The sequence below is a fragment of the Microbacterium sp. NPDC058269 genome (genome assembly GCF_042881445.1).
Lineage (GTDB): Bacteria > Actinomycetota > Actinomycetes > Actinomycetales > Microbacteriaceae > Microbacterium.
The window spans coordinates 583921-607733 of the sequence record NZ_JBHVXT010000002.1; the positions used below are offsets into that span (position 1 = coordinate 583921).

The following is a 23813-nucleotide window of genomic DNA, read 5'->3' on the forward strand; positions in this document are numbered from 1 at the left end:
GGCTCAGACGCCGTATTCGCTGCGGATGAAATCGCGCAGCTGCACGCTGCATCGGGCGACCGCTTCACGCCAATCCGTCAGCGCGCCGTCCTCTGCCTGGTCGGAGACGGCACGGAACACGCGGATCGGGACATCGAACTGTCCGGCGACCCAGATGTAGGCGTAGGTCTCCATGTCGACCAGGGCCGCACCCGACGGGCGGATCACGGCGGTGACCTCGGCGTCCTCGACGAAGTGGTCACCCGTCGCGATCAGCACGCCGTCTCGTCCGGTCGAGACGCGTGCCGGCAGCGACACATGCTGGCCGGAGATGCCGTCGAGGTCGGTCACATCATGCTGGAACGCGGTGCCGACTTCGTGGACCGTCGCTGCGAGGTCGGGATCGATCGCGCCCGCCGTGCCGACGACCACGATCTCGTCGTAGACCGCGGCGTCGAGAGCGCGAGTCAGGGCGTACGTCGCCTGCAGCTTGCCGGGGCCGGTCACGAGTCGGTCGAAGCCGACGAGCTCCTCCGGGAAAGCGGACAGTTCGGATTCGAGGGCAGCGACGAGGAGTTTCACTGCCCCATTCTCTCAGGTCTTCACTGGCAGGAGCGTGCGAACGCCGCGGCGTCACCCGGGTGTAACACGGAAGGGCGATACTGATTCGAGGACAAAGACGGAGGATGGCATGTCGTTGCAGAAGCAGATCTCTGAAGACCTCGGCGTCCGGCCCGAGATCGACCCCGAGACCGAGGCCGAGCGTCGGGTCGGATTCCTCGTCGACTACCTCCGCACGACGGGGGCAAAGGGCTTCGTGCTCGGGATCTCCGGCGGGCAGGACTCCACGCTGGCCGGTCGCCTTGCGCAACTCGCGGTGGAGCGGGTGCGGGCGGAAGGAGGCGAGGCGAAGTTCCTCGCCGTGCGTCTGCCCTATCGGGTGCAGCACGATGCTGCGGATGCCGAGGCCGCACTCGAGTTCATCGCCCCGGACTCCTCGGTCGAGGTCAACATCCAGAACGGCGTCGACGGGGTCGAGGAAGACATCGAGTTCGCGGTCACGAGCGACATCAGCGACTTCAATCGCGGCAACATCAAGGCGCGCGTCCGCATGGTCACGCAGTACGCGCTGGCCGGGCATGACGGGATGCTGGTGATCGGCACCGACCACGCCGCCGAAGCCGTGACCGGTTTCTACACGAAGTTCGGCGATGGCGCGGCCGACATTCTTCCGCTGTCCGGGCTCAGCAAGCGGCAGGGGCGTTCGCTGCTGCAGTTCTTCGACGCTCCGGATCGCCTGGCGTTCAAGGTGCCGACCGCCGATCTTCTCGACGGGCAGCCGGGACGGGCCGACGAAGACGAGCTCGGTCTCACCTACGAGCAGATCGACGACTTCCTCGAGGGGCGCGACGTCGACCCCGAGGTCGCCGGGCGCATCGAGGCGCGGTACCTCGCAACGCAGCACAAGCGGCATCTTCCGGTGACTCCCGACGACACCTGGTGGCGCTGACCTCGCGCATTCGAGAGGCGCCCGCTTTCGCCCGTGTCGGATGCCGCGGATAGTGTCGAAGCATCCGACAGAACGGGAGCATCGTGCGGATCGACACTCAGGCGCAGCGCGTCATCTGGAGCGCGAGCGACCTCAAAGCGGCCGCCGAATGCGAGTTCGCATGGTGCCGGGCGATCGACGCGAAGCTGGGGCGCGTGCCCGCCGTCGAAGAACCGGAAGACGCGACGCTGAAGCGGGCGGCTGAACTCGGCGACGTGCACGAGCAGAACGTGCTCGCCCGCTACGTCGACGATCTCGGTGACGCGAACGTCCACCGTGTCGAGAAGGTCTCGTCGGTCGACGCCCAAGCGCTCGCTGCGGCTATCGACGAGACGGTGGCGGCGTTGCGCTCAGATGCGCAGGTCGTCTTCCAGGCCGCGTTCGCGACCGAGGAGTTCGTCGGCTTCGCTGACTTCCTCCGCAAGGACCGTGACGGCCGCTGGCGGGTGCAGGACTCGAAGCTCGCCCGCAAGGCGCGCGTCACCGCTCTCATGCAGCTCGCGGCATATGTCGACCAGCTCGACCGTCTCGGCATTCCGCGCTCCGACGAGGTCGATCTCATCCTCGGCGACAGCACGCTCAGCACGCATGCCGTCGACGACCTCCTTCCGCTTTTCCAGGTGCGACGCGCGCGGCTGCGTGCCCTCATCGCCGATCGGCAGATCGCGGACGGCGCGGCGGGCGCTCCGCTCGCCTGGGGCGATGACCGAGGCGATCTCCAGATCGTGGCGTGCGGTCGCTGCGCGACCTGCGAGGAGCAGGTGCTCGCGCACCGGGACCTCCTGATGGTCGCGCGGATGCGTCCGGTGCAGCGCGCGCGGCTCCGGGCGGCCGGCATCGAGACGATCGACGCGCTGGCCGACGCGGTCGAGGCTCCGTCGGGCATGAACGTCGACACGTTCGAGACCCTCCGCGCGCAGGCCCGTCTGCAGCTCCGTGCCGACGCCGAGGGCGTGCCGACCTTCGACGTGCACTACGCGCAGGCGATCCATACGCTCCCGCTCCCGAGCCATGGCGACATCTTCTTCGACTTCGAGGGCGATCCCCTCTACACCGAGCCCGCTCCTGACGGCGAGGCGCACTGGGGGATCGACTACCTCTTCGGGTGGGTCGACAACGCCGACCAGTATTCGGCGCTCTGGGCGCACAGCTTCGCCGATGAGAAGCGGGCGCTGGAGACCTTCCTCGACTTCGTGAACGCGCGCAGGGTCGCTCACCCTGGCATGCACATCTACCACTACGCGCCGTATGAGACTTCGCACCTCGTGGCCATGGCCGCGCGACACGGCGTGCGCGAGGGTGAGGTCGACCGGCTGTTGCGCGAGGGGGTGTTCGTCGACCTCTATCCGCTCGTGCTGCGGACCGTCCGGGTCGGATCCCGGTCGTACTCGATCAAGAAGCTCGAACCGCTCTACATGGGTGCAGACGTGCGCACCAGCGACGTGCAGAAGGGCGACGACTCGATCGTGCAGTACGTCGCGGCACGGGAGCTCGCGGCGGCGGGGCAGCAGTCCGAGGCGGAGGCGGTGCTCGCCGATCTCGCCGATTACAATCGCTACGACTGCGTGTCGACGCGCCGGTTGCGCAACTGGCTCATCGACATCGCCCGGCAGAAGGGCGTGACGCCCGCGCCGCCGGATGATGCGGACGAGGTCATCTACGAGCCGTCGTCGCGATCGGTCGCGCTTCTCGCCGATGCCGAGCGCGCCGTCGAGGCCGGTGGTGACGGGTTGGTGCACCGTCTCGCCGCGGCAGCGATCGACTACTTCCCTCGCGAGGCGAAGAGCTTCTGGGTGTCGCACTTCCAGCGACTGCGTGAGCCGGTGACGATGTGGGACGGCACGCGTGACGTGGTGAAGGTCGACCGCCCGTCGTCGGCCGTGCGTCGGGAGTGGAGCATCGGCGAGGGGCGACGGGTGATGTCCCGCGACATCGAGATCCGCGGCGAGGTGTCGCCCGGTACGACGCTCGGTCCGGGAGCGCAGCCGTTCGCGCTCTACGAGGTCCCCGCTCCGTTCGACACCGAGGTGCCCTCTCGCGCGGTTCACGTGCCGCATACGGTCACAGTGGCCGAAGTGCTCGACGACGGCTATCTCGTCACCGAGTCCGCGGTGCAGGGGCAGACCTGGGACGAGTTGCCCCTCGCGCTCACGCCGGCAGCGCCCCCTCGTGTGGTCTCGCTGCAAGGGGCCATCGATGAGTGGGCCGATGCCGTGCACCTGGCTGCCCCGGGTTTCCCGGAAGACGCGGCGACCGACATCTTGCGGCGCCTTCCCCCGCGAACCTCGTCGGGCAGCGCACTGCCGGAGGCCGGCGACGACACGATCGATGCGATCGTGCGTGGTGTGCTCGACCTCGATCGCAGCTACCTCGCCGTGCAGGGCCCTCCCGGGACGGGAAAGACCTATACGGGGTCGCGGGTGATCGCACGTCTGGTGAACGAGCACGGCTTCAAGATCGGCGTCGTCGCGCAGTCGCACGCGATCATCGAGACGCTCCTCGCGCGGGTCGTCGCCGACGGAGTCTCGCCGACGCAGGTGGGGAAAGCTCCGAAGGATCCCGATGCGGAGCCGCCGTACACGGTCATCCCGAAGAGCGGCATGGCGTCGTTCCTCGGGGGACACGCCGAAGAGGGAGCCGTCGTCGGCGGCACGGCCTGGGACTTCAGCAACACCCAGCGCGTCGATCGCGCCGGCCTCGACCTTCTCGTGATCGACGAGGCCGGACAGTTCTCGCTCGCCTCGACGATCGCGGTCGCTGCCGGGGCGAAGCGGCTCCTGCTCCTCGGCGATCCTCAGCAGCTCCCGCAGGTGAGCCAGGGCGCCCACCCCGAGCCGGTGGACACGTCCGCCCTGGGCTGGGTGATGGATGGCGATCCGGTCGTGCGGCCCGAGTACGGCTACTTCCTTGCTCGATCGTGGCGGATGCACCCGTTCGTCGCTGCGCCGGTGTCGAAGCTCGCCTACGCGGGACAACTCGCCTCGGCCCCCGGCACGGAACTCCGATCGCTCGACGGAATCGATCCGGGGCTGCACGTCGTGCCGCTGCGCCACCGCGGCAATGCGACCCAATCACCCGAGGAAGCCGCAGAGGTCGTGCGACTCGTCACTGATCTGGTCGGTCGGGTCTTCACCGACAACGATCCCGAAGCCTCGACGCGACCGCTCGCGCCGTCCGACATCATCGTCGTCACGCCCTACAACGCGCAGCGTCAGCTGGTCCTCGACGCGCTCGCCGATGCCGGTTTCGCCGATGTGCCGGTGGGCACCGTCGACAACTTCCAGGGCAAGGAGGCGGTTGTCTCCATCACCTCGCTCGCCGCGTCGAGTGGCCGGGATGCGCCACGAGGCCCGGAGTTCCTGCTGCTCCAGAATCGACTCAATGTGGCGATCTCCCGTGCGCAGGTCGTCGCGTACCTGATCCACTCGCCCGCCTTGCTCGACGATCTGCCGTACACGCCGGAGGGGGTCGCCCGTCTCAGTGCTTTCGCCCGCCTCGTCGGAGCTGCGGAATGAGCACCCACACGGTCGACGAGATCCTGCGCGCGGCGGCGGCATGGGTCTGGTTCCCTCGCGACAGCGAGCACGAACGCGAAGATCTGTTGCTCGTGCGAGATCCGGAGAGGTTCGGCGGAGGAGTGCGCGGTTCTCAGGTGGATTCGCGCCTCGACCCCGCAGGAGTGGTCGACCGTGCTCTGGAGAGGACGAGAGCGTGGGGCGCGCCGCGGTTCACGTTCTGGACGAGCTCAGCGGACCGGCCGGATCTCGAAGACGAGCTGCGGCGGCGCGGCGCGGAGCACATCGACACGGTGGCAGTGTTCGCACGCCCTCTCGACGACGCCGTGGTCGAGGTGCCAGACGGTGTGACGGTCGAGATGGTGCGCACGCTCAGCCAGGTGCGCGACGTCGACGCCATCAATGTGCCGGTGTGGCAGCAGCAACCACTCGATGCGGAAGGGCTGCAGGCCGAGTTCGCAGAAGTGGCCGCGGCGCTCGAGAGTCGCGAGGGTTTCCGGATCCTCGCGCGCATCGGCGGCCGTGCGGTCAGCACGGGAGGGTGCACGATCGACGACGGATTCGTCCGGCTGTGGGGTGCTTCCACACTGGTGGGAGACCGCGGTCGCGGGGCGTATCGCGCGGTCCTCGCGGAGCGACTCCGGCTGGGCGCCGCCTGGGGTGCGAAGACGGCACTCGTGAAAGGACGCATCGCGACATCGGCGCCGATCCTGGCACGCGCCGGCTTCCATCACTACGGGGACGAGCGCGCCTACCGCCTGACTCCGGACGCCTGACTTCGTCGCCTGACTTCGGACGCCTCACTCTGGCGCCTGACTCTGGCGAGTCGGACCTGGCGCCGGCCGGGCAGGTCTGACTCAGACCGTGCCGTAGAGCCGATCGCCGGCGTCGCCGAGTCCGGGCACGATGTAGCCCTTCTCATCGAGGCGCTCGTCGAGCGCACCGAGCACGAGGGTGACGTCGCGGTCGCCCGCCATCGCCTCGATCGCCGCGACGCCCTCAGGAGTCCCGAGCAGGCAGATCGCCGTGACGTCCCTAGCACCGCGGTCGAACAGGAACTGGATCGCCGCGGCGAGCGAGCCACCCGTCGCGAGCATCGGGTCGATCGCGAAGCATTGGCGGTCGCTCAGGTCGTCGGGCAGACGCTCGGCATAGGTCGTCGGTTCGAACGTCGTCTCGTCGCGGACCATACCGAGGAAGCCGACTTCAGCCGTCGGGAGCAGCTTCACGAGGCCTTCGAGCATGCCGAGACCGGCGCGCAGGATCGGCACCACGATCGGACGCGGCTCCGAGATCTTCACACCCATCGTGGTGGTCACCGGGGTCGTGATCTCGATCGGGCTGACCTTCACGTTGCGGGTCGCCTCATACGCGAGCAGCGTGACGAGCTCCTCCGTGAGCTGCCGGAAGACCGGCGACGGCGTGCGCACATCGCGCAGCACCGAGAGCTTGTGAGTGATGAGAGGGTGGTCGGCCACGTGAACGCGCATGGATACAGGGTAATGCGCCGCACGGTCGGGCACGACATCGGGACTCCGGCCGCGCTCGTCGGCTGTCGTAGGCTCGACGCATGACCGCTGCCGATGACCGTGCGATGCAGCGCGCCCTCGTGCTCGCAGCCGAGGCGGCGGCGGTGTCCGAGATCCCCGTCGGAGCGGTGGTCCTCGACCCGGAGGGGCGGATCATCGCCGAAGGACGCAACACCCGCGAAGAGACTCATGATCCGACCGGCCACGCCGAGATCGAGGCGCTGCGGCGGGCGGCGTCGTCCGTCGGCTCCTGGAACCTCGACGGGCACACACTCGTGGTCACCCTCGAACCCTGCATCATGTGCGCCGGAGCGATCCTGCAGTCCCGCGTCGGTCGCGTGGTGTTCGGCGCCTGGGACGACAAAGCGGGCGCGGCCGGCTCGATGTACGACGTGCTTCGTGACCGGCGGCTGCCCTACCGCGCCGAGGTGATCGGCGGTGTCGAGGCGGATGCGGCGACGGCACTGCTGCGCGGGTTCTTCGAACAGCGCCGCTGAGGGGCTTCCTGGCTCAGTCGGATGACTTCAGCACGAAGACGTCCGTCGAGGGTTCGGGGTCGATCGCCGGGCGGTACACGTCGGGTTCGATGTAGACGATCCGTGCCACCGGCACGGCCTCCCGGATGCGCGCCTCGATCGCGTTGATGTCGTCCGCCGCCTCGCGCAGCGGCTTGTCGGCGTTGAGGGCGATCTTCGCCGCCACCATCAGCTCGTCTGGGCCGAGGTAGAGGGTCTTCATGTGGATGATCTTCTCGATCTCGTCGCCCGCGTTGATCGCGTCCACGATGCGGTCGTGGTCGGCCTGAGTGGCTCCCTCGCCGACCAGGAGGCTCTTCGTCTCGACGCCCAGCACGATCGCGATCAGTACCAGGAGCACACCGATCATCACGGTGCCGAGTGCATCGAACATCGGGTTTCCGGTGATGAGGGTGAGGCCGACGCCGAGCAGCGCGAACGTGAGTCCGGTCAGTGCTCCCACGTCTTCGAGCAGCACGACCGGGAGCTCCGGAGCCTTGGAGCGGCGCACGAACGACACCCACGACTGGCCCTTCTCGCGCACGAGGTTGCTCTCGCGCACGGCGGTGCGCAGAGAGAACGATTCGAGTCCGATCGCGACGACGAGCACCACGAGCGGCAGCCACCACCACGTCTTGTCGAGCTCGTGCGGGTTCGTGAGCTTCTCGACGCCCTCGTAGATCGCGAAGAGGCCGCCGACCGAGAAGAGGATGATCGAGACGACGAAGGCGTACACGTAGCGCTCTCGGCCGTAGCCGAACGGGTGTGCGCGGTCGGCCTCGCGCCGGGCCTTGCGTCCGCCCAGCATCAGCAGCAGCTGGTTGCCGGAGTCGGCGACGGAGTGGATGGCCTCGGCGAGCATCGAGGCAGACCCGGAGAGGGCCCAGGCGATGAACTTCGCGAGGGCGATGCCCATGTTCGCCAGGAACGCCGCGACGATGGCCTTGTTGCCTCCGGATGCACTCATGGGACGAGTCTAGAACCGCCCGCCCGAGGATGTCGGAGTGCCCGCCGTAGGATGGCGACATGGCTGACTCGCTTCCTTCGCTCGCTTTCCTCGGTGCCGGCTCGATGGGTGGTGCGATCCTCCGCGGAGTGATCGCCTCGGGCATCCGGATCGACGGCGGGATCACCACGACGAACCGCACGGCGGAGAAGGCGGAGGCGTTCGCCGGCCTCGACGGTGTCACGAGCATCGCTCTCGCCGGGCGGCCGGAGGGCAACGCCGAGGCCGCCGCAGGAGCGCGGATCGTGCTGGTCGGCGTGAAGCCGGCGATGGTGCCCGACCTGCTCCGCGAGATCGCCCCGCACCTCGCCGCCGACACGATCGTGGTGAGCGTGGCTGCCGGAGTCACGCTGCAGACCTTCGCCGACGTGCTCGGCCCCGAGGCGCGTGTCATCCGCTCGATGCCCAACACCCCGTCGACCGTGCGCAAGGGCGTCACCGGTCTCGCCGCTGGTGCGGCTGTCTCGGATGAGGATCTGGCTCTCGTCCGTCGCCTCTTCGAGACCGTCGGGGTCGTCGTCGAGGTGCCGGAGTCGCAGATCGACGCGCTGTCCACGATCTCGGGCTCCGGACCCGCCTACGTCTATCTGCTGATCGAGGAGTTCACGAAGGCCGCCGTCGGCATGGGCTTCGACGATGCCGACGCGCGGCTGATGGTCGAGCAGACGTTCATCGGCGCGACGGCTCTGCTCGACGCCTCGGGCGAGGACCCTGCGGAACTGCGCCGCCGGGTCACGAGCCCGAAGGGAACGACCGAGCGGGCGGTGGCCGTCCTGCAGGGTGCACACCTCGACGCCGCCTTCGCCGATGCCGCGGCCGCTGCACTCGCGCGCGCCAGAGAGCTCGCCGCCGGAGCCTGAATCATGCAGCTGCGGATCGAGGGCGCGATCTGGTACTGGCGGGGTCCTGCGCCCTTCCATTTCGTCACGGTGCCGGCGGCCGAGAGCGAGTTGATCCACGAGATCGCATCCGTCGTCACATACGGGTGGGGAATGATCCCCGCATCGGTCACGGTCGGCGAGACCACGACGACCACCGCCCTCTGGCCGAAGGACGGCGGATACATCGTGCCGATCAAGAAAGCACTCCAGGACCGCGAGGGCCTCGGCGTGGACGACGTGATCGAGGTCGTCCTCGACATCGACGCCTGACGGGTTCCGGTCTCGCTCAGCTCTCGCTGGACACGTCGGCGAGCACCTCGGGCCAGCGTCGATCCAGGATCTTCCCGCCGAGCACGGTTCCGCCCCAGAGGGCCAGCCCGCCGAACGCGATTCCGCACGCGAGGCTGACCGCGCCGAGGACCGGGTTCCAGATCGCCGCGATGGCGAACCCGAGCGCAGGGGCGCCGAGCGCGAGCGTGATCGGCCCGATGATGATCATCGCGAGCAGCGACTGCACCCCGCCGGAGGAGCCGCGGCCGAAGGGATTCGCTTCCGGGGCGGGCGCGCGACCGGGGAGGAAGCTTCCCACCCAGGCTCCGGCACCGGCCGCGATCGCCGTCAGACCGAGCGCCGCGCCGAGGCTGCCGGGCAGCAGGTCGGGGCGTCCGGCGAGGAGGCAGGTCGCCACGCACAGCACGATCGTCACCGGCACCGCGATCAGCCCGAAGCCGAGCAGGCGTCCTGCGCGGTCGGCAGCACCGCTGACGCCGGTGAGGATGTGCATCGCGACCGCATCGTTGTCGTAGGCGATCGCCATCTGCACGATCGTTCCGGCGAGGAGCGCGTTGATCGCCGGGATCAGGGTGATGGCCGGGCCGAATCCGATCGACTCTTCCTGCAGGCCGTTCATGAGAGCGATGCCGATGAAGATCGCCGGGAGCAGCAGGAGCATCACGATGTTGACGAGCTGGCGCGGATCACGGCGGAAGTAGCGCAGAGATCGCGCGGCGATCGCGCCGCTCGAGGTCGCCGGCAGCATCCGATCGAGCAGACGACCGGAGCGCACTCGTCCACCGCCACTGCTCTGGATGGGCGAGACGAGACGCGTGGCCAGCAGCCGCTGTGATGCGACCCACAGGATGACGACCGTCGCGAGAGCGATCAGCAGGCGGAGCGCGGAGGTGAGGAGGTCGCCTTGGGCGGCCGACGCGGACACGCCGAACACGGCACCGAACGGCGTCCAGGCGGCGATGTCGGCGACGGTGGTGAACGCTGCGCCGACGTCGCCGACCTTGGTCAGCGCCCCGATCCCGAGGTTGAGGATGAGCCCGGAGGAAGCGGCCAGCAGCACGCCGAGCGTCAGCACCAGATCGCGGGTGCTGCGGCGCGCCAGCCACCCGGCGAGGAGGCCGCTCACGACCCTGGCGCCGAGCACGCAGGTGAGGATGGCGACGGGGATCATGATCAGAGCGGTGAGGAGTCCGGGCAGGCTCACCGACCAGCCGAGGAGCATCAGCAGCAGCGCGACCGTGGTGCCGATGCCCCCGATGGTGGTGGCCCCGGCGACGACGAAACCGGGCAGCAGCGCGGGCGCGGTCACGGGCAGCAGCGCGAAGCGCTCGGGAGCGAGGGAGTCGTCGGCGCTGACCAGGATGGAGCCGATCCACCATCCGAGGACGATCACCGAACCGGTGAGGACGATGGCGGTGACGGCGCCTTGGGGCGCGGCGAATCGCAGGGCGACGAGCCCGGCGGTGAGTCCGGCGAGGAGTCCGAGGGCGATCATCCCGGTGATGATCAGGGTGACGATCATCCAGGCGTTGCGGGACAGCTGATGCCGGAGCTGTCGCCAGCGCAGGCTTACGAGGAGCGCAACCATGCGAGCGTCTCCGTCCCGAGGTCGTGCGCCCCCACGAGCGTGAGGAACCGCTGCTGCAGCGAGAGACCGGAACGCACGTCGTCGAGCGGCCCATGCGCGAGCAGTCGTCCTTCGGCGACGATCGCGACCCGGTCGCACATCGATTCGACGAGTTCCATCACGTGACTGGACAGCACGACCGTGCCTCCGCCGTTGACGAACGAGCGCAGGATCTGGCGGATCGTCTCGCCGGACACCGGATCGACGGCCTCCAGCGGCTCGTCGAGGATGAGCAGTCGAGGCGCGTGGATCAGCGCACAGGCGAGCCCGATCTTCTTGCGCATGCCGGCGGAGTAGTCGACGACCAGGGTGTCCCGTGCGTCGGCGAGCCCCAGGGCCTCGAGGAGGTCACCGGTGCGTGAGACGACGTCCGCCTCCGCCATGCCGCGGAGCAGCCCGGTGTACCGCAGCAGCTCGGCCCCGGTGAGGCGATCGAGCATGCGGATGCCGTCGGGGAGCACGCCCATGCGGGCCTTGGCCTCGGCCGGGTTCTGCCACACGTCGGCACCGAGCACCCAGGCGGTGCCGGCATCCGGACGCAGGAGGCCCGTGGCCATGGCGAGCGTCGTGGTCTTGCCTGCGCCGTTCGGGCCGAGCAGGCCCAGCATCGATCCGGCCGGCACGTCGAGGGAGAGGCTGTCGACGGCGACCTTCTGTCCGAACTGCTTGCGAAGCCCGCGGAGGGCGAGGACGGGGGGAGCCGCTGCGGGGTCGGTCATAGCCCCATCCCACCATGGCGGCCGCGGCCCGCGCATCCGCCGCGAGGGGGAGCCGGGAAACGAACGCAGGTGGTGTCAGCGGTCGAGGCCGGCGAAGCGCTCGATGTCGCTGTTGGTGCCGGAGACGATGATGAGGTCGTGGTTCGTGACGATGGTGTTCGCCTCGGCGTAGCGGAACGGCTTACCCGGACTCTTCACACCCACGACGGTGACCTTGTACTTCGAGCGCACGCCCGACTCGTTCAGGCCGACACCGCGGATGAACTTCGGCGGGTACATCTTGGCGAGGACGAAGTCGTCGTCGAAGCGGATGAAGTCGAGCATCCGCCCGCTCACGAGGTGCGCCACGCGCTCACCGGCTTCGCGCTCCGGGTAGATCACGTGGTTGGCACCGACGCGGGCGAGGATCTTGCCGTGCGACTGCGAGACGGCTTTGGCCCAGATCTGCGGAACCTTCAGGTCGACGAGGTTCGCCGTGATGAGCACCGAGGCCTCGATCGAGGAACCGACGGCCACGACCGCGACCTGGAAGTCCTGCGCACCGATCTGCCGGAGGGCGTCGATGTTCTTCGCATCGGCCTGCACGGTGTGCGTGACCCGGTCGGACCACTTCTGCACGAGCTCGAGGTTGTCGTCGATCGCGAGCACCTCGCGGTCGAGGCGGTCGAGCTCTCCGGCACAGGCGGCGCCGAACCGGCCGAGGCCGATGACGAGGACGGGAGCGTCGCCCCGGAGGACTTCAACCAACGATCGGCCTTTCCACGGGCAGTGAGTAGTACTGCGTTCGCGATGTCGCGGCGACCGCCGCGGCGAGTGTCACTGTACCAACGCGGCCCATGAAGATGGTCGCGGCCATGACGTACGACGCCGAATCGGGTAGCTCCGCCGTGAGGCCGGTCGACAGCCCGACCGTGCCGAACGCCGAGATGACGTCGAACAGCACGTGACTGATGTCCGCCTTGGTGATCTGGGAGATCACGATCGTCGACAGCGCGACGATCGTCGCACCCCAGGCGACGACGCTGAGCGCGACGCGCTGCACGTCGCTCGGGATGCGGCGGCCGAACGCCTCGACGGACTGGCGGCCCTTGGCCTCGGACCAGACGGCGATGGCCAGCACGGCGAGGGTGGTCACTTTGATGCCGCCGGCCGTCGAGGCGGACCCGCCGCCGACGAACATCAGCATGCTGGCGGCGAGCAGGGACGAGCCGTTCAGATCGTCCATCTCGATCACGTTGAAGCCACCGGAACGGGTCATCGCTGAGAGGAAGAACGCCTGGAACGTGGTGTCGGCCGCATCCATCGACCCGAACGTCTTCGGGTTGTTGAACTCGAGGACGACGAAGACAGCGGCGCCGAGGATGAACAGGAGGATGGTGGTGACGAGCGTGAGCTTGGAGTGCAACGACCAGCGCTTCACATGCCAGACGTGCTTGGCGAGGGTGTAGATGACGGGGAAGCCGATGCTGCCGAGGAAGACGCCGACCATCAGGAGCGAGAGCACCAGATAGTCGTCGGAGAACACCGCGACACCGCCGTCGTTCGGCGCGAATCCTGTGTTCGTGAATGCCATCGCCGCGAAGTAGGGCGCCTCCCACAGCGCCGCGATCGGGTCGACCTTGGCCATCACGAGCGCGGGGTAGAGGAGTATCGCGAGCGAGGCCTCGATGATCAGCGCCGAGACGGCGACCGTCGTCAGCAGCTGGCCGACCTCGCCGAGCCGCACCGTCTGGCTCTCGTTGACCACGCCGCCGTGCGCGCGCATCGGGTTGGTATCGCCTGCGGCCATCAGCTTGGCGCGCAGGCCGAGGCGCTTCGAGATCAGCATGCCCATGAGCGACGCGAGCGTGAGGACGCCCAGGGCGCCGATGTTCACGCCGAGGAAGATCAGGACGTGCCCGAAGGGGGACCAGTAGTTGGCCATGTCGACGGTCGCCAGCCCGGTGACGCAGATGGTGGAGACGGCGGTGAACAGGGCGTCGCTCAGCGGCGTCACCGTCCCGCTCGCGGAGGCGATCGGGAGGGAGAGCAGCACAGTGAAGACGAGGATCAGGAGAGCGAAGATGACGATCGCGAAGCGCGACGGCGACGAGGTGACGAGGTGCTTGACCCAGCCGGCCGCGCTCTTGAGGCTCTGCCGTGGGGACGACGCCGAAACGATGCCCGACATCGCTGCCCCCTCTGGTTTCTCCTTCGGCCGCGTCGAGCGGCCGCACGGCGTCTGCCGCCGAGCCTTCGTCATGGTACTCCGTGCCGGGGACGACTACCCTGAACTCATGACGGACATCTTCGACGTGATCGCAGACGGTACGAGGCGAGACATCCTCCAGCTCCTGCTGCGGCGTACGACCGAAGGAGAGGCCGGCACGAGCGTCAGTCAGATCGTCGCCGATCTGGGGATCAGCCAGCCCACCGTGTCGAAGCATCTGAAGGTGCTGCGCGACGCCGAACTCGTCACCGTGCGCGAAGACGGCCAGCGCCGCTTCTACAGCCTCGCGGTCGAGCCGCTCGAGGTCGTGGACGACTGGCTGGTGCCGTTCCTGGTGGATGCCTTCGGTGACGGTGCCCCCGATGTCGCCTACCCGGGCCTCCCGCTTCCCGACAGCGCGGCCGCCCATGCGGCCGAGGTCGTCGGACGCGCAGCGGCGTCGGCGAAGCACGTCGTCGCGACCGCGCTCAAACGGCTCGGTGCGTGACGATCCGCGTCTCGCCGTTCCTCGCGTAGAAGCCTTGTAGCTATTTAGCAAAGCTGTTAAATTGTGGGCATGAACCTCCTCATGCGCACTCTCCGCGGCCGGATGCGACGCCGTCTGCTGCTGACCTATCGAGTCGATCCGGCGGTGGCGCGCGAGATCATCCCTGCCCCCTTCCGGCCGCAGCTCGTGGACGGAAGTGCCGTCGGCGGAGTGTGCCTGATCGCGCTGACGGAGTTGCGTCCCGGCTGGGTGCGCCCGCGGTGGGGGATCACGACGGAGAATGCCGCGCACCGGTTCGCGGTCGAGTGGGATGAGGGCGGGGCGACGCGAACGGGCGTGTATGTCATCGAACGGCACTCCTCCGGCGTCGTGCCCGTCATCGGAGGGGGCCGGTTCTTCCCCGGGATGCAGCGACGCGCGCGGTTCGAGACCGAGGAAACCGATGCACGGTTCCAGGTCCGGATGCTGGCGTCCGACGCGAGTGTCTCCGCAGACGTCGAGGTCGTCGAGGAATGGGAGAGCACGCTCTTCCCGACGGTGGACGACGCCTCGCGGTTCTACCGATCCGGCGCCGTCGGCTGGTCACCGCGGCGCGACGGCAGGGGAGCGGAGGCCGTGGAGCTGTCCTCGACGCGGTGGGCCGTGGACGCGGGCCGGGTGAACGAGATCAGGTCGTCGTTCTTCGACGGCCTTCCCCGAGGAGCCGCGCAGATCGACAGTGCTCTCGTGATGCGGGACGTTCCCGTCACCTGGCGGAGACCCGCAACGACTCGCCCCTGACGACAGGGGGGCTTGTCGTCAGGGGCGAGGTGCGGGTCCCCACACCCGGGGGGACTCGGCGGTGCCGGCGCGAGTCCGTGGTCCAGTGTCGTCGCCGCAGTTAGGCGAAAGCCGGAGAATGCCTGTGCCCCCGCTGGACCCCGCCCACGGGGAGCGCTCAGCGGCGGCCGGCCTTGCGGCGGAACAGCCAGGCGCCCCAGGCGACCGCGATGGCGAGGATGGCGAGGCACCAGCCGATCGCCCACCATGCCTCGCCCTCGACGGGTGCATTGGTGAGGAGTCCGCGGATGGTCTCGACGATGGGCGTGATCGGCTGATTCGCGGCCACCGGCTGCAGCCACTCCGGCATGCTCGTCACGGGGACGAAGGCACTGGAGAGGTAGGGAAGGAACAGCAGCACGAAGCCGTAGCCGTTCGCGCCCTCCGGGCTTCCGGCGGCGAGGCCGATCGCGGCGAACAGATACGTGATCGCGAGGATGTACAGCGCGATCAGACCGGCGAGCCCGATCCATTCCCACGGGTTCGCACTCGGGCGGAACCCGACGAGAACTCCCACGCCGATCACGATCGCGGTGGCGATGAGATTGCGGAGCACGCTGGCGACGACGTGCCCGGTCAGTACCGCTCCCGCTCGCAGAGGCATCGTGCGGAACCTGTCGATGATGCCGGTGCGCATGTCGTTCGCGACATACACGGCGGTGGAGGAAGCTCCGAACCCGGCGCAGGTGAGGATGATGCCCGGCACCACATAGTCGACGTAAGCGCCGGAGGGGTCGATCGCTCCGCCGAACACCCACGTGAACATGAGCATGAGCATCACGGGCAGCATGATCGCCATGAGCAGGGACTCACCGTCGCGCAGCGAATGGCGCAGACTGCGGCCGACGAAGACCGTCTCGGCGGTGATGCCCCGTAGTCGTGGGCGCGGAGAGGGGTGAGCCAGAGCGGGTGCCGCTGCGGGGCGCGCGGCGATGGCGATGTTCATGCGATCTCCTTCACGGGTCGGGTGTTGTCGGCCGGTGCGGTGACGGCGAGGAAGACATCGTCGAGAGTGGGGCGCCGCAGGCTCACGACGCCGTCCTCTCCGTCTTCATCGAGCAGGTCGAGCGCTCGCCGGAGGTCGGCGACCGTGCCGTCGGTGGGGATCTCCCTGTGGAGTTCGCCGCGGCTGTCGTGGAGCTCGACGGTGTCGCCGCCGACGCGCGCCTTCAACTCGGCGGGAGTCCCGAGAGCGGCGACCTTGCCGTCGTGCAGTACCGCGATGCGGTCGGCCAGCTGGTCGGCCTCCTCCAGATACTGAGTCGTGAGGAAGACGGTCGTCCCGGCGTTCGCCAGCATGCGGATGATGTCCCACAGTGCGCGGCGGCTGCGGGTGTCGAGGCCGGTGGTGGGTTCGTCCAGGAACAGCACCTCGGGGGTCACCACGAAGCTCAGGGCGAGATCGAGGCGGCGACGCATGCCGCCGGAGAACGTGCGCACCATGCGCGAAGCGGCATCCGTGAGATCGAACTGGGAGATCAAGTCGGCGGCGCGTCGCTTCGCGGCTGTCCGCCCGAGGCCGGCGAGACGGGCGAACATGACGACGTTCTCGGTGGCGGTGAGGGCGTCGTCTACAGCTGCTGCCTGACCGGTGAGACTGATCCTCCGCTGGACCTCGGTCGAATGCGTGACGACGTCCCAGCCGGCGACCGTGGCCGAGCCCGAGTCCGCGGCGGTGAGGGTGGTGAGGATGTTGATCGTGGTGGTCTTGCCGGCTCCGTTCGGCCCGAGCAGTGCGAAGACCTCACCGCGCTGGACTTCGAAGTCCAACCCGTCGACGACCGTCGTGTCCCGGAAGGCCTTGCGCACGCCCTGCACCTGGATGGCTTTCTCCATCAGATGCTCCTTTCTGTGTATGTAGGAAACTGTGTATGTTCAACGCAACTGTGTATGACGGTAACACACTGTTTAGCTTATAAACAGAAGTAGGATGGGCGCATGACAGAGACAGAGCCGCCGGAGCTCCCGCGCGGAATCGCGCTGGCATGGGGCGTCGCGGCGAACCCGCAGCGTGGGCCCAAGCGGGAGATGAGCGTCGAGAAGATCGTCGATGCGGCCGTCGAGCTGGCGGACGCTGAGGGGCTCGGCGCCGTGTCGATGGCTGCGGTCGCGGCGCGGCTCGGCTTCACCCCGATGTCGCTCTACCGATACGTGACGGCGAAGGATGACCTGCTGCTGCTGATGCAGGAGGAGGCGACAGGGCTCCCACCGCAAAGCCCCCTCGATGCCGACGGCTGGCGCGAGCGATTGCTCGCGCTGTACGAGGAACAGGTCATGCTCTACCTGCGTCACCCGTGGATGCTGTCGTTGCCCATCACCGGGTCACCGATCACCCCGAACAGCTCGGCCTGGATCGACGCGGGACTCGCCTCTCTCGAGGGCACCCCGCTGACGACGGAAGAGCGCATGGCCGTCGCGCTCGCGGTGACCGGGCATGCCCGCTGGTGCGGGGTCGTGCAGGCCGGCTACACCGAGCAGTCCCGTGGCAGCGGCCTCACACCCGACGAAGTGGCCGCGCAGGAAGCGGCCCTCTTCGATCGGGTGATCACGGCCGAGGAATATCCCGCGCTCCGCCGCGCGATCGAAGACGATGTGTTCACGTCCTCGGCCGACCCGTTCCGATTCGCCGTCGAGCGGACCCTCGACGGAGTCGCGGCTTACATCACCGGGCTCGATCGGGGAGAGGCGCACGCCGAGGCGACGGAGTGGATCGACATCGATCCGGTCGAGCTGTCCGGCGATCGCCGTCTCAGAGAGGCGCAGAAGGCGGTGAGGGAAGCGGAGAAGGCTCTCCGCGCGGCACACAAGATCGAGCGTCAGGCGCTCCGGGACGCCAAGGACAGGGTGGCGAAGGCGAGGAAGTCCGGCTGATCCGGTGGGGATGCGTCCGTGGCGCCCCACTGATCACACGAGTCACAGAGGTTTACACGCGTCCCAGCTACCACATAGAGTGTGCACATCGAGAAAGGGGTACGTGGGATGCCCGAGGTTCCTGACGTCCGATTCCTCACGGTTGCTGAGGTCGCCGAGCTGATGCGCGTGTCCAAGATGACCGTGTATCGGCTGGTTCATGCCGGGGAGTTGCCGGCCGTCCGCTTCGGCCGCAGCTATCGCGTCCCCGAGTCCGCTGTGGCCGATGCGCTGCAGCGACCGATCGCCGACGTCGGCTGACGTCGCCTGCTGTCTCGTGCTCAGCCGCCCGCGGGGCGAACGAAGCGTGTGACAGCCGACGCCTTCGGGTTTGCTAGACTGACCCGAGGCATTTTCCGTGCCCGTACCCGGGTGTCCGATTTCGGCGACACCCAGCCACTGACTTAGTGAGGTTTCCGTGGGTTCTGTCATCAAGAAGCGCCGCAAGCGCATGGCGAAGAAGAAGCACCGCAAGCTGCTTCGTAAGACTCGCCACCAGCGTCGCAACAAGAAGTAAGCGACCAGACACGAGCGCCTGTCTTCGGACGGGCGCTTTGTGTCTCCGGCCGCATCTCCGACCCGCTGAGAGGATGTCATGAAGTCGATCACCGTCACCGAGCTCGCCGAGCGCTCCGGTATCCCGCTCATCGATGTGCGGGAGGTGGACGAGTTCGCCGCAGGCCACGTACCCGGTGCCGTCAACATCCCGATGTCCGAGATCGGCAACCGCCTCGAAGAGCTTCCCGCCGAGGCGTTCGACGTCATCTGCCAGGCGGGTGGGCGATCGGCGCGTGTGGTCGAGGCTCTGGAATCGCGCGGCTACGACGCCACGAACGTCGAGGGCGGCACCGGTGAGTGGATCGCCCAGGGCCGCGCAGTCGAGGTGCCGTCGGCGTGACCACGCTGACCCTGATCGGCAAGCCCGACTGCCATCTGTGCGACGTCGCCTCCGACATCATCGATGCCGTCGTCGCTGAGCTACCCGACGCCGCAGCCGAGCAGATCGAGATCGTCGAGGCTTCGATCCAGGACGACCCCGCGCTGTACGAGCTGTGGTGGGAGAAGATTCCGGTCGTGCTGATCGACGGCGAGCTGCACGCGCATTGGCGGGTGTCGCCCGACCGGCTGCGAGAAGCGCTCGAGGGTGCTTTCCGTGATGACACGAAGACCGAAGTGAAGGAAGCCCTGTGACGATCCGCCATGTCGTGACCTGGAAGCTCGCCGCCGAAGACGCCGCGGAGCGCGGCGCCCAGGCCGTCGAGGTCGCTCGCCGCCTGAACGCGCTCGACGGGGTCGTCCCGCAGCTCCTCTCCATCTCCGCAGGCGCGAACACGGCGTATCCCGAGACGAACTGGGACGTGACGCTCGTCGCGGACTTCGCCTCGATCGCTGCGATCGAGGCGTACCAGGTGCACCCCGCGCATGCAGAGATCGCCGCGTACATCCGCTCGGTGGTCGCCTCCCGCGTCGCCGTCGATTTCGAGGTCTGAGACCGCGTCGCATCGGCCCCGAAACTCGGTTTCCACGTGTGACCGGGGTCTACTTGCAACACAAACGTAATGCGCCCGGACGCCGATGTCATTGGTCACGCGTCGAGCCGCATGTTTAGATGAACTCCTATCCGTCATCGGGCCTCTGCGCCCTCGACTCACAGGAGCCGACATGCCTCGTCGTAACCTCATCGCCGGTCTCGCCCTCGTGGCGACGGCCACCCTCGCGCTCGCCGGCTGCGCCACCGGATCATCCGACGCGGGAAGCAGTGACGCTCCCGCCGCCGACGACAAGTACGGTCTCGTCGAGGCCGGAACGCTCACGGTCTGCTCCGACGTGCCCTACCCGCCGTTCGAGGTCGAGGACCCGTCCAGCGAGACCGGTTACTCGGGCTTCGACATCGACCTGCTCAGCGCGATCGCCGAGAAGATCGACCTGAAGCTCTCCGTGCAGGACGTGGGCTTCGACGCCCTGCAGTCCGGCACCACCCTCGCCGCCGGCACGTGCGACATCGGCGCTTCCGCGATGACGATCACCGACGAGCGCAAGGCCAACCTCGACTTCTCCGACCCGTACGTCGACTCGCTGCAGTCGCTTCTCGTGCGTACCGACTCGGACATCAAGTCGATCGACGACCTCGACGGCAAGAACGTCGGTGTGCAGCAGGGAACGACCGGCGAGACCTACGCGGGCGAGAACGCTCCGGGCGCGCAGCTCGTGCAGTATCCCTCGGACGGCGAGCTGTGGCCGGCAATGCAGGCGGGTCAGATCGACGCGATCCTGCAGGACCAGCCCGTCAACTACGTGCACGAGCAGGACGACCCCGACTACAAGATCGTCGAGACGTACCCGACCGACGAGTCGTACGGCTTCGCCTTCGCCAAGGGGGAGAAGGACGAGCTGCGCGACGCCATCAACAAGGCGCTCAAGGAGCTCCAGGACGACGGCGGATACCAGAAGATCTACGACGAGTACCTCGCGGCCAAGTGACCGGCGGCGTCGGTAGAGCGGGAGGACCTCGACGATGGCGTTGAGGCGTACCACCAAGAGCAAGCTGTATCGGTACTCGGTCTATGTGGTGCTGATCGCGATCGCCGTCTGGGCGATCGTCAGCACCGACTGGGCGAAGATCGGACCGCTGTTCTTCAATCCTGAAGTCGCGGCGAAGATGTTCCCCGGGATCATCACGACCGCCCTGGTGAACACGCTGTGGTTCACGGCCGTGGCCTTCGCCGGCGGTCTGGTGCTCGGCGTCGTGCTGGCGCTGATGAAGCTGTCGACCGTCGCTCCGTTCCGGTGGATCGCGACGGTGTGGATCGAGTTGTTCCGCGGGCTTCCCGCGATCCTCACGATCTTCGGCATCGCCTTCATCCTCCCGATCGCGCTGGGTGTGCCCGGCACGAAGCTCGGCGGACCGGTCGTGCTCGGACTCATCGGACTCGTCCTCGTCGCCTCGGCGTACATGGCCGAGACGATCCGTGCCGGCATCCAGGCCGTTCCGAAGGGTCAGACCGAAGCGGCGCGCTCCCTGGGCATGTCGCCCATGAAGACGACGTTCTGGATCGTCGTGCCGCAGGGGTTCCGGATCATCATCCCGCCCCTGACCAACGAGTTCGTGCTGCTGCTGAAGGACACGTCGCTGCTCTTCGTGGCGGGTTCGTTCATCTGGTCGAAGGAGCTCACGACCTTCGCCCGCGACGCGAGCACGCAGAACGCGAACGGAACGCCGCTGATCATGGCGGCGATCCTGTACCTGATCGTGACGATCCCGCTCACGCGTTTCAGCGCGTGGCTGGAGCGACGGATGTCGAGGCAGCGATGATCACCGACCTGATTGATGTCCACGCCCCGGCGATCGATGTGCAGGGGCTCGTGAAGTCGTTCGGCGACAACGAGGTGCTCAAGGGCATCGACCTCACCGTCACCAAGGGCGAGGTCGTGTGCGTGATCGGACCCTCGGGTTCGGGGAAGTCGACGCTGCTGCGGTCGGTGAACCTGCTCGAGGAGCCGACCGGCGGCAAGGTGCTGATCGAGGGGATCGACATCACCGACCCCGACGTCGATATCGACCGCGTGCGTACCCGCATCGGCATGGTGTTCCAGAGCTTCAACCTCTTCCCGCACCTCGATGTGCTGGGTAACCTCACCATCGCCCAGCAGCGTGTGAAGAAGCGGTCGAAGAAGGAAGCCGAGCTGATCGCACACGCCATGCTCAAGCGCGTCGGGCTCTCCGAGAAGGCCGACGCCTACCCGGGGCACCTGTCGGGAGGACAGCAGCAGCGCGTGGCGATCGCCCGGGCGCTGTGCATGAACCCCGACATGATGCTCTTCGATGAGCCCACTTCGGCGCTCGACCCCGAACTGGTCGGCGAGGTGCTGCAGGTCATGCGCTCGCTGGCCGATGAGGGGATGACGATGCTCGTCGTCACGCACGAGATGGGCTTCGCGCGCGAAGTCGGATCCCGCCTCATCTTCATGGACGGTGGACACATCGTCGAGGAGGGCGACCCACGCGAGGTGCTCGGCAACCCGCAGCATCCGCGCACGAAGGACTTCCTCTCGCGCGTGCTCTGAGCCGAGATCGACGAGACCCCCTGTCGCAGACATCTGCGACAGGGGGTCTCGTCGTGAAGCGCGAGATGGAGGTCAGGCTTCGACGACCTCGGCATCTGCGGCGTTCCGACGGACGGAATCGATCCCGCTCAGCGCGGCAGACTTCGACGAGTAACCCTCGCTCACGGCGATGGTCTCGCCGTTGCCGGCCTTCAGACGGAACCGGTACTCGCCGGACTTGTCGGTGTACAGCTCGAACTTGCCTGCCATGAGGTGTCCTTTCTCTGCAGTGTTGGGGAGACCCTCCAACTCAGATTATCGTCTGCCCGATTAGTTCTCTGGCGGCTCCAAGTAGCCGCCAGGAGCTGGCCTTTGGATGCGCCGCGTCGTGCCGTCGTCGAACGAGCGCGGAGCGCTGCCAATGGCGTCGCAGCGCTCTTATCGATAGTGCCCCTCGTGGCGTCTCAGTTGGCTCGCTTGAGCGCCGCAAGCGCTACATCAAGGATCTGCGACGTCGGTACGCCGTCGTCTGTCCCGGTCTCACGTTCGGGTGGAGCGGAAAGGACCCGATGAGAGAAGACGCGGTACATGTCTGCTTGTACGTCGTCCGTGAGCGGCTCGATGAATGCCGGGAAGGACTTGAGCTGGACTTCCATGCTTTTCGCCCAGTTGAACATGCGACGATGCTGTCCGGCCTGGCGTCCAAGATATGCAGTCAAGGCGCCTACGCCGACAACCACGGTTGCATGAGAGGCAAAGCTGATCCATCTCCGTGAATCGGATATGTCAGTGGATAGCCCATCTATGGCGGCGAAGATGATTGCCACGGCAATGGCGATGGAGATCCCTACGATCGTCGCCCAGCGGAAGCGATTCGCTGTCTTCTTCTCTTCTTTTGCGTACTCGCCAAAGTACTCGGCGAGTACGTATGCACCTGTTGCACCTGCTGCCGTTTGGGCCTTGGTCACCGAGTCATAGAGTTCGCCCAACATGCGACGTTGGCGTTCACGAATGTCACCTTCGCCCAACAAGTAGTTCATATGATCGAGCAGGTCTCGCGCGGAGTTGACGATACGCGAGTAGCCCTGTTCGGTAGAGGGGCTCGGAGTTACCATTTCAAGCGCTCCGAGCGCGCTACCAGCGACATTGTGGGCCCAAGCCTGAAACACGCTCGCCGCATCGCGGGCATTCATGACTGCGAGCGCTTCGTCAGAGTCTTCGACGATCTCTTTCATCTGCTGGCGCACGCCCGCGTCAACGTTGGTATCGCTTTCGTAGTCCTCGATAAAGTTGAGGATCGAATGCGCCTGTTCGACCACTGTGCGTGTGGTGCCCTCGAGATCGAGCGCAGCGATGCGGCGCAATCGTGATGACATAGAGCACACGCTACTAGACCGGCGACCTTTGGCAGAACGTCTTTCCGACGGCGGGTTCGGGGGTGCTACTGCGGGATCGAACGCCGCAGTAGTACTGCGGCCCCGAAACGCGCGAAGCGAATCGGTGAGGTCAGGCTTCGACGACCTCGGCATCTGCGGCGTTCCGACGGACGGAATCGATCCCGCTCAGCGCGGCAGACTTCGACGAGTAACCCTCGCTCACGGCGATGGTCTCGCCGTTGCCGGCCTTCAGACGGAACCGGTACTCGCCGGACTTGTCGGTGTACAGCTCGAACTTGCCTGCCATGAGGCGTCCTTTCTCTCTCGGATGGAGGGAACCCCGCCCCTCGGGCCTCA

The 23813-nt window shown here is 67.4% G+C and carries 29 protein-coding genes; 17 read left to right on the top strand and 12 right to left on the bottom strand.

Annotation, left to right across the window (positions count from 1 at the left end; genetic code table 11):
* Positions 1-3: 3 nt before the first annotated feature.
* Positions 4-561: a nucleoside phosphorylase gene (locus tag ACFVWL_RS11150; protein ID WP_387182395.1), complete on the bottom strand. Its 558-nt coding sequence runs from the start codon at positions 559-561 to the stop codon at positions 4-6.
* Positions 562-670: 109 nt separating this feature from the next.
* Between ACFVWL_RS11150 and nadE the strand changes: the two genes are divergently transcribed.
* The 3 genes from nadE to ACFVWL_RS11165 all read left to right on the top strand — a co-directional run bounded on the left by nadE (position 671) and on the right by ACFVWL_RS11165 (position 5819).
* Positions 671-1489, top strand: a complete 819-nt coding sequence (gene nadE / locus ACFVWL_RS11155) for an ammonia-dependent NAD(+) synthetase (RefSeq protein WP_387182397.1) — start codon at positions 671-673, stop codon at positions 1487-1489.
* Between the two features lie 83 nt (positions 1490-1572).
* Positions 1573-5043, top strand: a complete 3471-nt coding sequence (locus ACFVWL_RS11160; protein WP_387182399.1) for a TM0106 family RecB-like putative nuclease — start codon at positions 1573-1575, stop codon at positions 5041-5043.
* On the top strand, positions 5040-5819 hold the full coding sequence (locus ACFVWL_RS11165) for a hypothetical protein (RefSeq protein WP_387182402.1): 780 nt from the start codon (positions 5040-5042) through the stop codon (positions 5817-5819). Before ACFVWL_RS11160 ends, ACFVWL_RS11165 begins: the two co-directional genes overlap by 4 nt.
* Before the next feature lie 81 nt (positions 5820-5900).
* Here the strand turns inward: ACFVWL_RS11165 and upp are convergent, their stop codons facing one another.
* A complete protein-coding gene (upp, locus tag ACFVWL_RS11170) occupies positions 5901-6533 on the bottom strand; it encodes a uracil phosphoribosyltransferase (RefSeq protein WP_387182404.1) in 633 nt (210 codons plus the stop codon).
* Positions 6534-6613: 80 nt separating this feature from the next.
* Between upp and tadA the strand changes: the two genes are divergently transcribed.
* The gene (gene tadA, locus ACFVWL_RS11175) at positions 6614-7069 is read left to right on the top strand and encodes a tRNA adenosine(34) deaminase TadA (RefSeq protein WP_387182407.1); all 456 of its coding nucleotides are present in this window, start codon (positions 6614-6616) and stop codon (positions 7067-7069) included.
* A 13-nt stretch (positions 7070-7082) separates the two neighbouring features.
* Here tadA and ACFVWL_RS11180 read toward each other — a convergent pair whose 3' ends face one another.
* Positions 7083-8054, bottom strand: coding sequence for a cation diffusion facilitator family transporter (locus ACFVWL_RS11180; protein ID WP_021198069.1), 972 nt, complete (start codon positions 8052-8054; stop codon positions 7083-7085).
* Between the two features lie 59 nt (positions 8055-8113).
* On the opposite strand from ACFVWL_RS11180, the gene proC reads away from it, so the two are divergent.
* Positions 8114-8953, top strand: coding sequence for a pyrroline-5-carboxylate reductase (proC, locus tag ACFVWL_RS11185; protein WP_387182410.1), 840 nt, complete (start codon positions 8114-8116; stop codon positions 8951-8953).
* 3 nt (positions 8954-8956) lie between these two features.
* Complete coding sequence (locus ACFVWL_RS11190) at positions 8957-9244, top strand: DUF1905 domain-containing protein (protein ID WP_387182412.1); 288 nt, start codon at positions 8957-8959, stop codon at positions 9242-9244.
* Positions 9245-9260: 16 nt separating this feature from the next.
* Here ACFVWL_RS11190 and ACFVWL_RS11195 read toward each other — a convergent pair whose 3' ends face one another.
* The 4 genes from ACFVWL_RS11195 to ACFVWL_RS11210 form a co-directional block, all read right to left on the bottom strand.
* On the bottom strand, positions 9261-10853 hold the full coding sequence (locus ACFVWL_RS11195; protein WP_387182415.1) for a hypothetical protein: 1593 nt from the start codon (positions 10851-10853) through the stop codon (positions 9261-9263).
* Positions 10835-11611, bottom strand: coding sequence for an ABC transporter ATP-binding protein (locus ACFVWL_RS11200; RefSeq protein WP_387182418.1), 777 nt, complete (start codon positions 11609-11611; stop codon positions 10835-10837). Before ACFVWL_RS11200 ends, ACFVWL_RS11195 begins: the two co-directional genes overlap by 19 nt.
* 75 nt (positions 11612-11686) lie before the next feature.
* Positions 11687-12358, bottom strand: a complete 672-nt coding sequence (locus ACFVWL_RS11205; protein ID WP_021198064.1) for a TrkA family potassium uptake protein — start codon at positions 12356-12358, stop codon at positions 11687-11689.
* Positions 12351-13781, bottom strand: a complete 1431-nt coding sequence (locus ACFVWL_RS11210) for a TrkH family potassium uptake protein (RefSeq protein WP_387182422.1) — start codon at positions 13779-13781, stop codon at positions 12351-12353. Before ACFVWL_RS11210 ends, ACFVWL_RS11205 begins: the two co-directional genes overlap by 8 nt.
* A 106-nt stretch (positions 13782-13887) precedes the next feature.
* On the opposite strand from ACFVWL_RS11210, the gene ACFVWL_RS11215 reads away from it, so the two are divergent.
* A complete protein-coding gene (locus ACFVWL_RS11215) occupies positions 13888-14307 on the top strand; it encodes an ArsR/SmtB family transcription factor (protein ID WP_387182425.1) in 420 nt (139 codons plus the stop codon).
* A gap of 69 nt (positions 14308-14376) precedes the next feature.
* The gene (locus ACFVWL_RS11220; RefSeq protein ID WP_387182427.1) at positions 14377-15087 is read left to right on the top strand and encodes a DUF2071 domain-containing protein; all 711 of its coding nucleotides are present in this window, start codon (positions 14377-14379) and stop codon (positions 15085-15087) included.
* Between the two features lie 157 nt (positions 15088-15244).
* On the opposite strand, the gene ACFVWL_RS11225 is transcribed toward ACFVWL_RS11220, so the two are convergent.
* On the bottom strand, positions 15245-16072 hold the full coding sequence (locus ACFVWL_RS11225; RefSeq protein WP_387182430.1) for an ABC transporter permease: 828 nt from the start codon (positions 16070-16072) through the stop codon (positions 15245-15247).
* Positions 16069-16962: an ATP-binding cassette domain-containing protein gene (locus ACFVWL_RS11230; protein WP_387182433.1), complete on the bottom strand. Its 894-nt coding sequence runs from the start codon at positions 16960-16962 to the stop codon at positions 16069-16071. The genes ACFVWL_RS11225 and ACFVWL_RS11230 overlap by 4 nt, the downstream gene beginning before the upstream one ends.
* A 102-nt stretch (positions 16963-17064) precedes the next feature.
* Here ACFVWL_RS11230 and ACFVWL_RS11235 point away from each other — a divergent pair, with 102 nt between their 5' ends.
* The 9 genes from ACFVWL_RS11235 (at position 17065) to ACFVWL_RS11275 (ending at position 22101) form a co-directional block, all read left to right on the top strand.
* Positions 17065-17997, top strand: coding sequence for a TetR/AcrR family transcriptional regulator (locus ACFVWL_RS11235; RefSeq protein WP_387182436.1), 933 nt, complete (start codon positions 17065-17067; stop codon positions 17995-17997).
* A 108-nt stretch (positions 17998-18105) separates the two neighbouring features.
* Positions 18106-18297, top strand: a complete 192-nt coding sequence (locus tag ACFVWL_RS11240) for a helix-turn-helix domain-containing protein (RefSeq protein ID WP_017204627.1) — start codon at positions 18106-18108, stop codon at positions 18295-18297.
* 157 nt (positions 18298-18454) lie between these two features.
* A complete protein-coding gene (locus ACFVWL_RS11245) occupies positions 18455-18553 on the top strand; it encodes a 30S ribosomal protein bS22 (protein WP_003792170.1) in 99 nt (32 codons plus the stop codon).
* A 78-nt stretch (positions 18554-18631) separates the two neighbouring features.
* The gene (locus tag ACFVWL_RS11250; RefSeq protein ID WP_387182439.1) at positions 18632-18934 is read left to right on the top strand and encodes a rhodanese-like domain-containing protein; all 303 of its coding nucleotides are present in this window, start codon (positions 18632-18634) and stop codon (positions 18932-18934) included.
* A complete protein-coding gene (locus ACFVWL_RS11255) occupies positions 18931-19227 on the top strand; it encodes a glutaredoxin family protein (protein ID WP_387182441.1) in 297 nt (98 codons plus the stop codon). Before ACFVWL_RS11250 ends, ACFVWL_RS11255 begins: the two co-directional genes overlap by 4 nt.
* Positions 19224-19526, top strand: coding sequence for a Dabb family protein (locus ACFVWL_RS11260; protein ID WP_387182444.1), 303 nt, complete (start codon positions 19224-19226; stop codon positions 19524-19526). Before ACFVWL_RS11255 ends, ACFVWL_RS11260 begins: the two co-directional genes overlap by 4 nt.
* Before the next feature lie 172 nt (positions 19527-19698).
* A complete protein-coding gene (locus ACFVWL_RS11265) occupies positions 19699-20517 on the top strand; it encodes a basic amino acid ABC transporter substrate-binding protein (protein WP_387182447.1) in 819 nt (272 codons plus the stop codon).
* Between the two features lie 34 nt (positions 20518-20551).
* Positions 20552-21349 (top strand): amino acid ABC transporter permease, encoded by a 798-nt coding sequence (locus ACFVWL_RS11270; RefSeq protein ID WP_387182450.1) that lies wholly within the window; start codon positions 20552-20554, stop codon positions 21347-21349.
* Positions 21346-22101 (top strand): amino acid ABC transporter ATP-binding protein, encoded by a 756-nt coding sequence (locus ACFVWL_RS11275; protein ID WP_387182453.1) that lies wholly within the window; start codon positions 21346-21348, stop codon positions 22099-22101. The genes ACFVWL_RS11270 and ACFVWL_RS11275 overlap by 4 nt, the downstream gene beginning before the upstream one ends.
* Before the next feature lie 72 nt (positions 22102-22173).
* Here the strand turns inward: ACFVWL_RS11275 and ACFVWL_RS11280 are convergent, their stop codons facing one another.
* The 3 genes from ACFVWL_RS11280 to ACFVWL_RS11290 form a co-directional block, all read right to left on the bottom strand.
* Complete coding sequence (locus ACFVWL_RS11280; protein ID WP_387182456.1) at positions 22174-22350, bottom strand: YegP family protein; 177 nt, start codon at positions 22348-22350, stop codon at positions 22174-22176.
* A 194-nt stretch (positions 22351-22544) separates the two neighbouring features.
* Complete coding sequence (locus ACFVWL_RS11285; RefSeq protein ID WP_387182459.1) at positions 22545-23456, bottom strand: hypothetical protein; 912 nt, start codon at positions 23454-23456, stop codon at positions 22545-22547.
* A 130-nt stretch (positions 23457-23586) separates the two neighbouring features.
* Positions 23587-23763, bottom strand: coding sequence for a YegP family protein (locus tag ACFVWL_RS11290; protein ID WP_387182456.1), 177 nt, complete (start codon positions 23761-23763; stop codon positions 23587-23589).
* Between the last annotated feature and the right edge of the window lie 50 nt (positions 23764-23813).

Excerpts from the sequence above, each read along its gene's own strand:
- nadE (WP_387182397.1), top strand. The coding sequence starts at position 671 with ATGTCGTTGCAGAAGCAGATCTCTGAAGACCTCGGCGTCCGGCCCGAG.
- ACFVWL_RS11165 (WP_387182402.1), top strand. The coding sequence starts at position 5,040 with ATGAGCACCCACACGGTCGACGAGATCCTGCGCGCGGCGGCGGCATGG.
- upp (WP_387182404.1), bottom strand. The coding sequence starts at position 6,533 with ATGCGCGTTCACGTGGCCGACCACCCTCTCATCACTCACAAGCTCTCG.
- tadA (WP_387182407.1), top strand. The coding sequence starts at position 6,614 with ATGACCGCTGCCGATGACCGTGCGATGCAGCGCGCCCTCGTGCTCGCA.
- ACFVWL_RS11180 (WP_021198069.1), bottom strand. The coding sequence starts at position 8,054 with ATGAGTGCATCCGGAGGCAACAAGGCCATCGTCGCGGCGTTCCTGGCG.
- proC (WP_387182410.1), top strand. The coding sequence starts at position 8,114 with ATGGCTGACTCGCTTCCTTCGCTCGCTTTCCTCGGTGCCGGCTCGATG.
- ACFVWL_RS11190 (WP_387182412.1), top strand. The coding sequence starts at position 8,957 with ATGCAGCTGCGGATCGAGGGCGCGATCTGGTACTGGCGGGGTCCTGCG.
- ACFVWL_RS11195 (WP_387182415.1), bottom strand. The coding sequence starts at position 10,853 with ATGGTTGCGCTCCTCGTAAGCCTGCGCTGGCGACAGCTCCGGCATCAG.
- ACFVWL_RS11200 (WP_387182418.1), bottom strand. The coding sequence starts at position 11,611 with ATGACCGACCCCGCAGCGGCTCCCCCCGTCCTCGCCCTCCGCGGGCTT.
- ACFVWL_RS11210 (WP_387182422.1), bottom strand. The coding sequence starts at position 13,781 with ATGTCGGGCATCGTTTCGGCGTCGTCCCCACGGCAGAGCCTCAAGAGC.
- ACFVWL_RS11215 (WP_387182425.1), top strand. The coding sequence starts at position 13,888 with ATGACGGACATCTTCGACGTGATCGCAGACGGTACGAGGCGAGACATC.
- ACFVWL_RS11220 (WP_387182427.1), top strand. The coding sequence starts at position 14,377 with ATGAACCTCCTCATGCGCACTCTCCGCGGCCGGATGCGACGCCGTCTG.
- ACFVWL_RS11225 (WP_387182430.1), bottom strand. The coding sequence starts at position 16,072 with ATGAACATCGCCATCGCCGCGCGCCCCGCAGCGGCACCCGCTCTGGCT.
- ACFVWL_RS11230 (WP_387182433.1), bottom strand. The coding sequence starts at position 16,962 with ATGGAGAAAGCCATCCAGGTGCAGGGCGTGCGCAAGGCCTTCCGGGAC.
- ACFVWL_RS11235 (WP_387182436.1), top strand. The coding sequence starts at position 17,065 with ATGACAGAGACAGAGCCGCCGGAGCTCCCGCGCGGAATCGCGCTGGCA.
- ACFVWL_RS11240 (WP_017204627.1), top strand. The coding sequence starts at position 18,106 with ATGCCCGAGGTTCCTGACGTCCGATTCCTCACGGTTGCTGAGGTCGCC.
- ACFVWL_RS11250 (WP_387182439.1), top strand. The coding sequence starts at position 18,632 with ATGAAGTCGATCACCGTCACCGAGCTCGCCGAGCGCTCCGGTATCCCG.
- ACFVWL_RS11265 (WP_387182447.1), top strand. The coding sequence starts at position 19,699 with ATGCCTCGTCGTAACCTCATCGCCGGTCTCGCCCTCGTGGCGACGGCC.
- ACFVWL_RS11270 (WP_387182450.1), top strand. The coding sequence starts at position 20,552 with ATGGCGTTGAGGCGTACCACCAAGAGCAAGCTGTATCGGTACTCGGTC.
- ACFVWL_RS11275 (WP_387182453.1), top strand. The coding sequence starts at position 21,346 with ATGATCACCGACCTGATTGATGTCCACGCCCCGGCGATCGATGTGCAG.
- ACFVWL_RS11280 (WP_387182456.1), bottom strand. The coding sequence starts at position 22,350 with ATGGCAGGCAAGTTCGAGCTGTACACCGACAAGTCCGGCGAGTACCGG.
- ACFVWL_RS11285 (WP_387182459.1), bottom strand. The coding sequence starts at position 23,456 with ATGTCATCACGATTGCGCCGCATCGCTGCGCTCGATCTCGAGGGCACC.
- ACFVWL_RS11290 (WP_387182456.1), bottom strand. The coding sequence starts at position 23,763 with ATGGCAGGCAAGTTCGAGCTGTACACCGACAAGTCCGGCGAGTACCGG.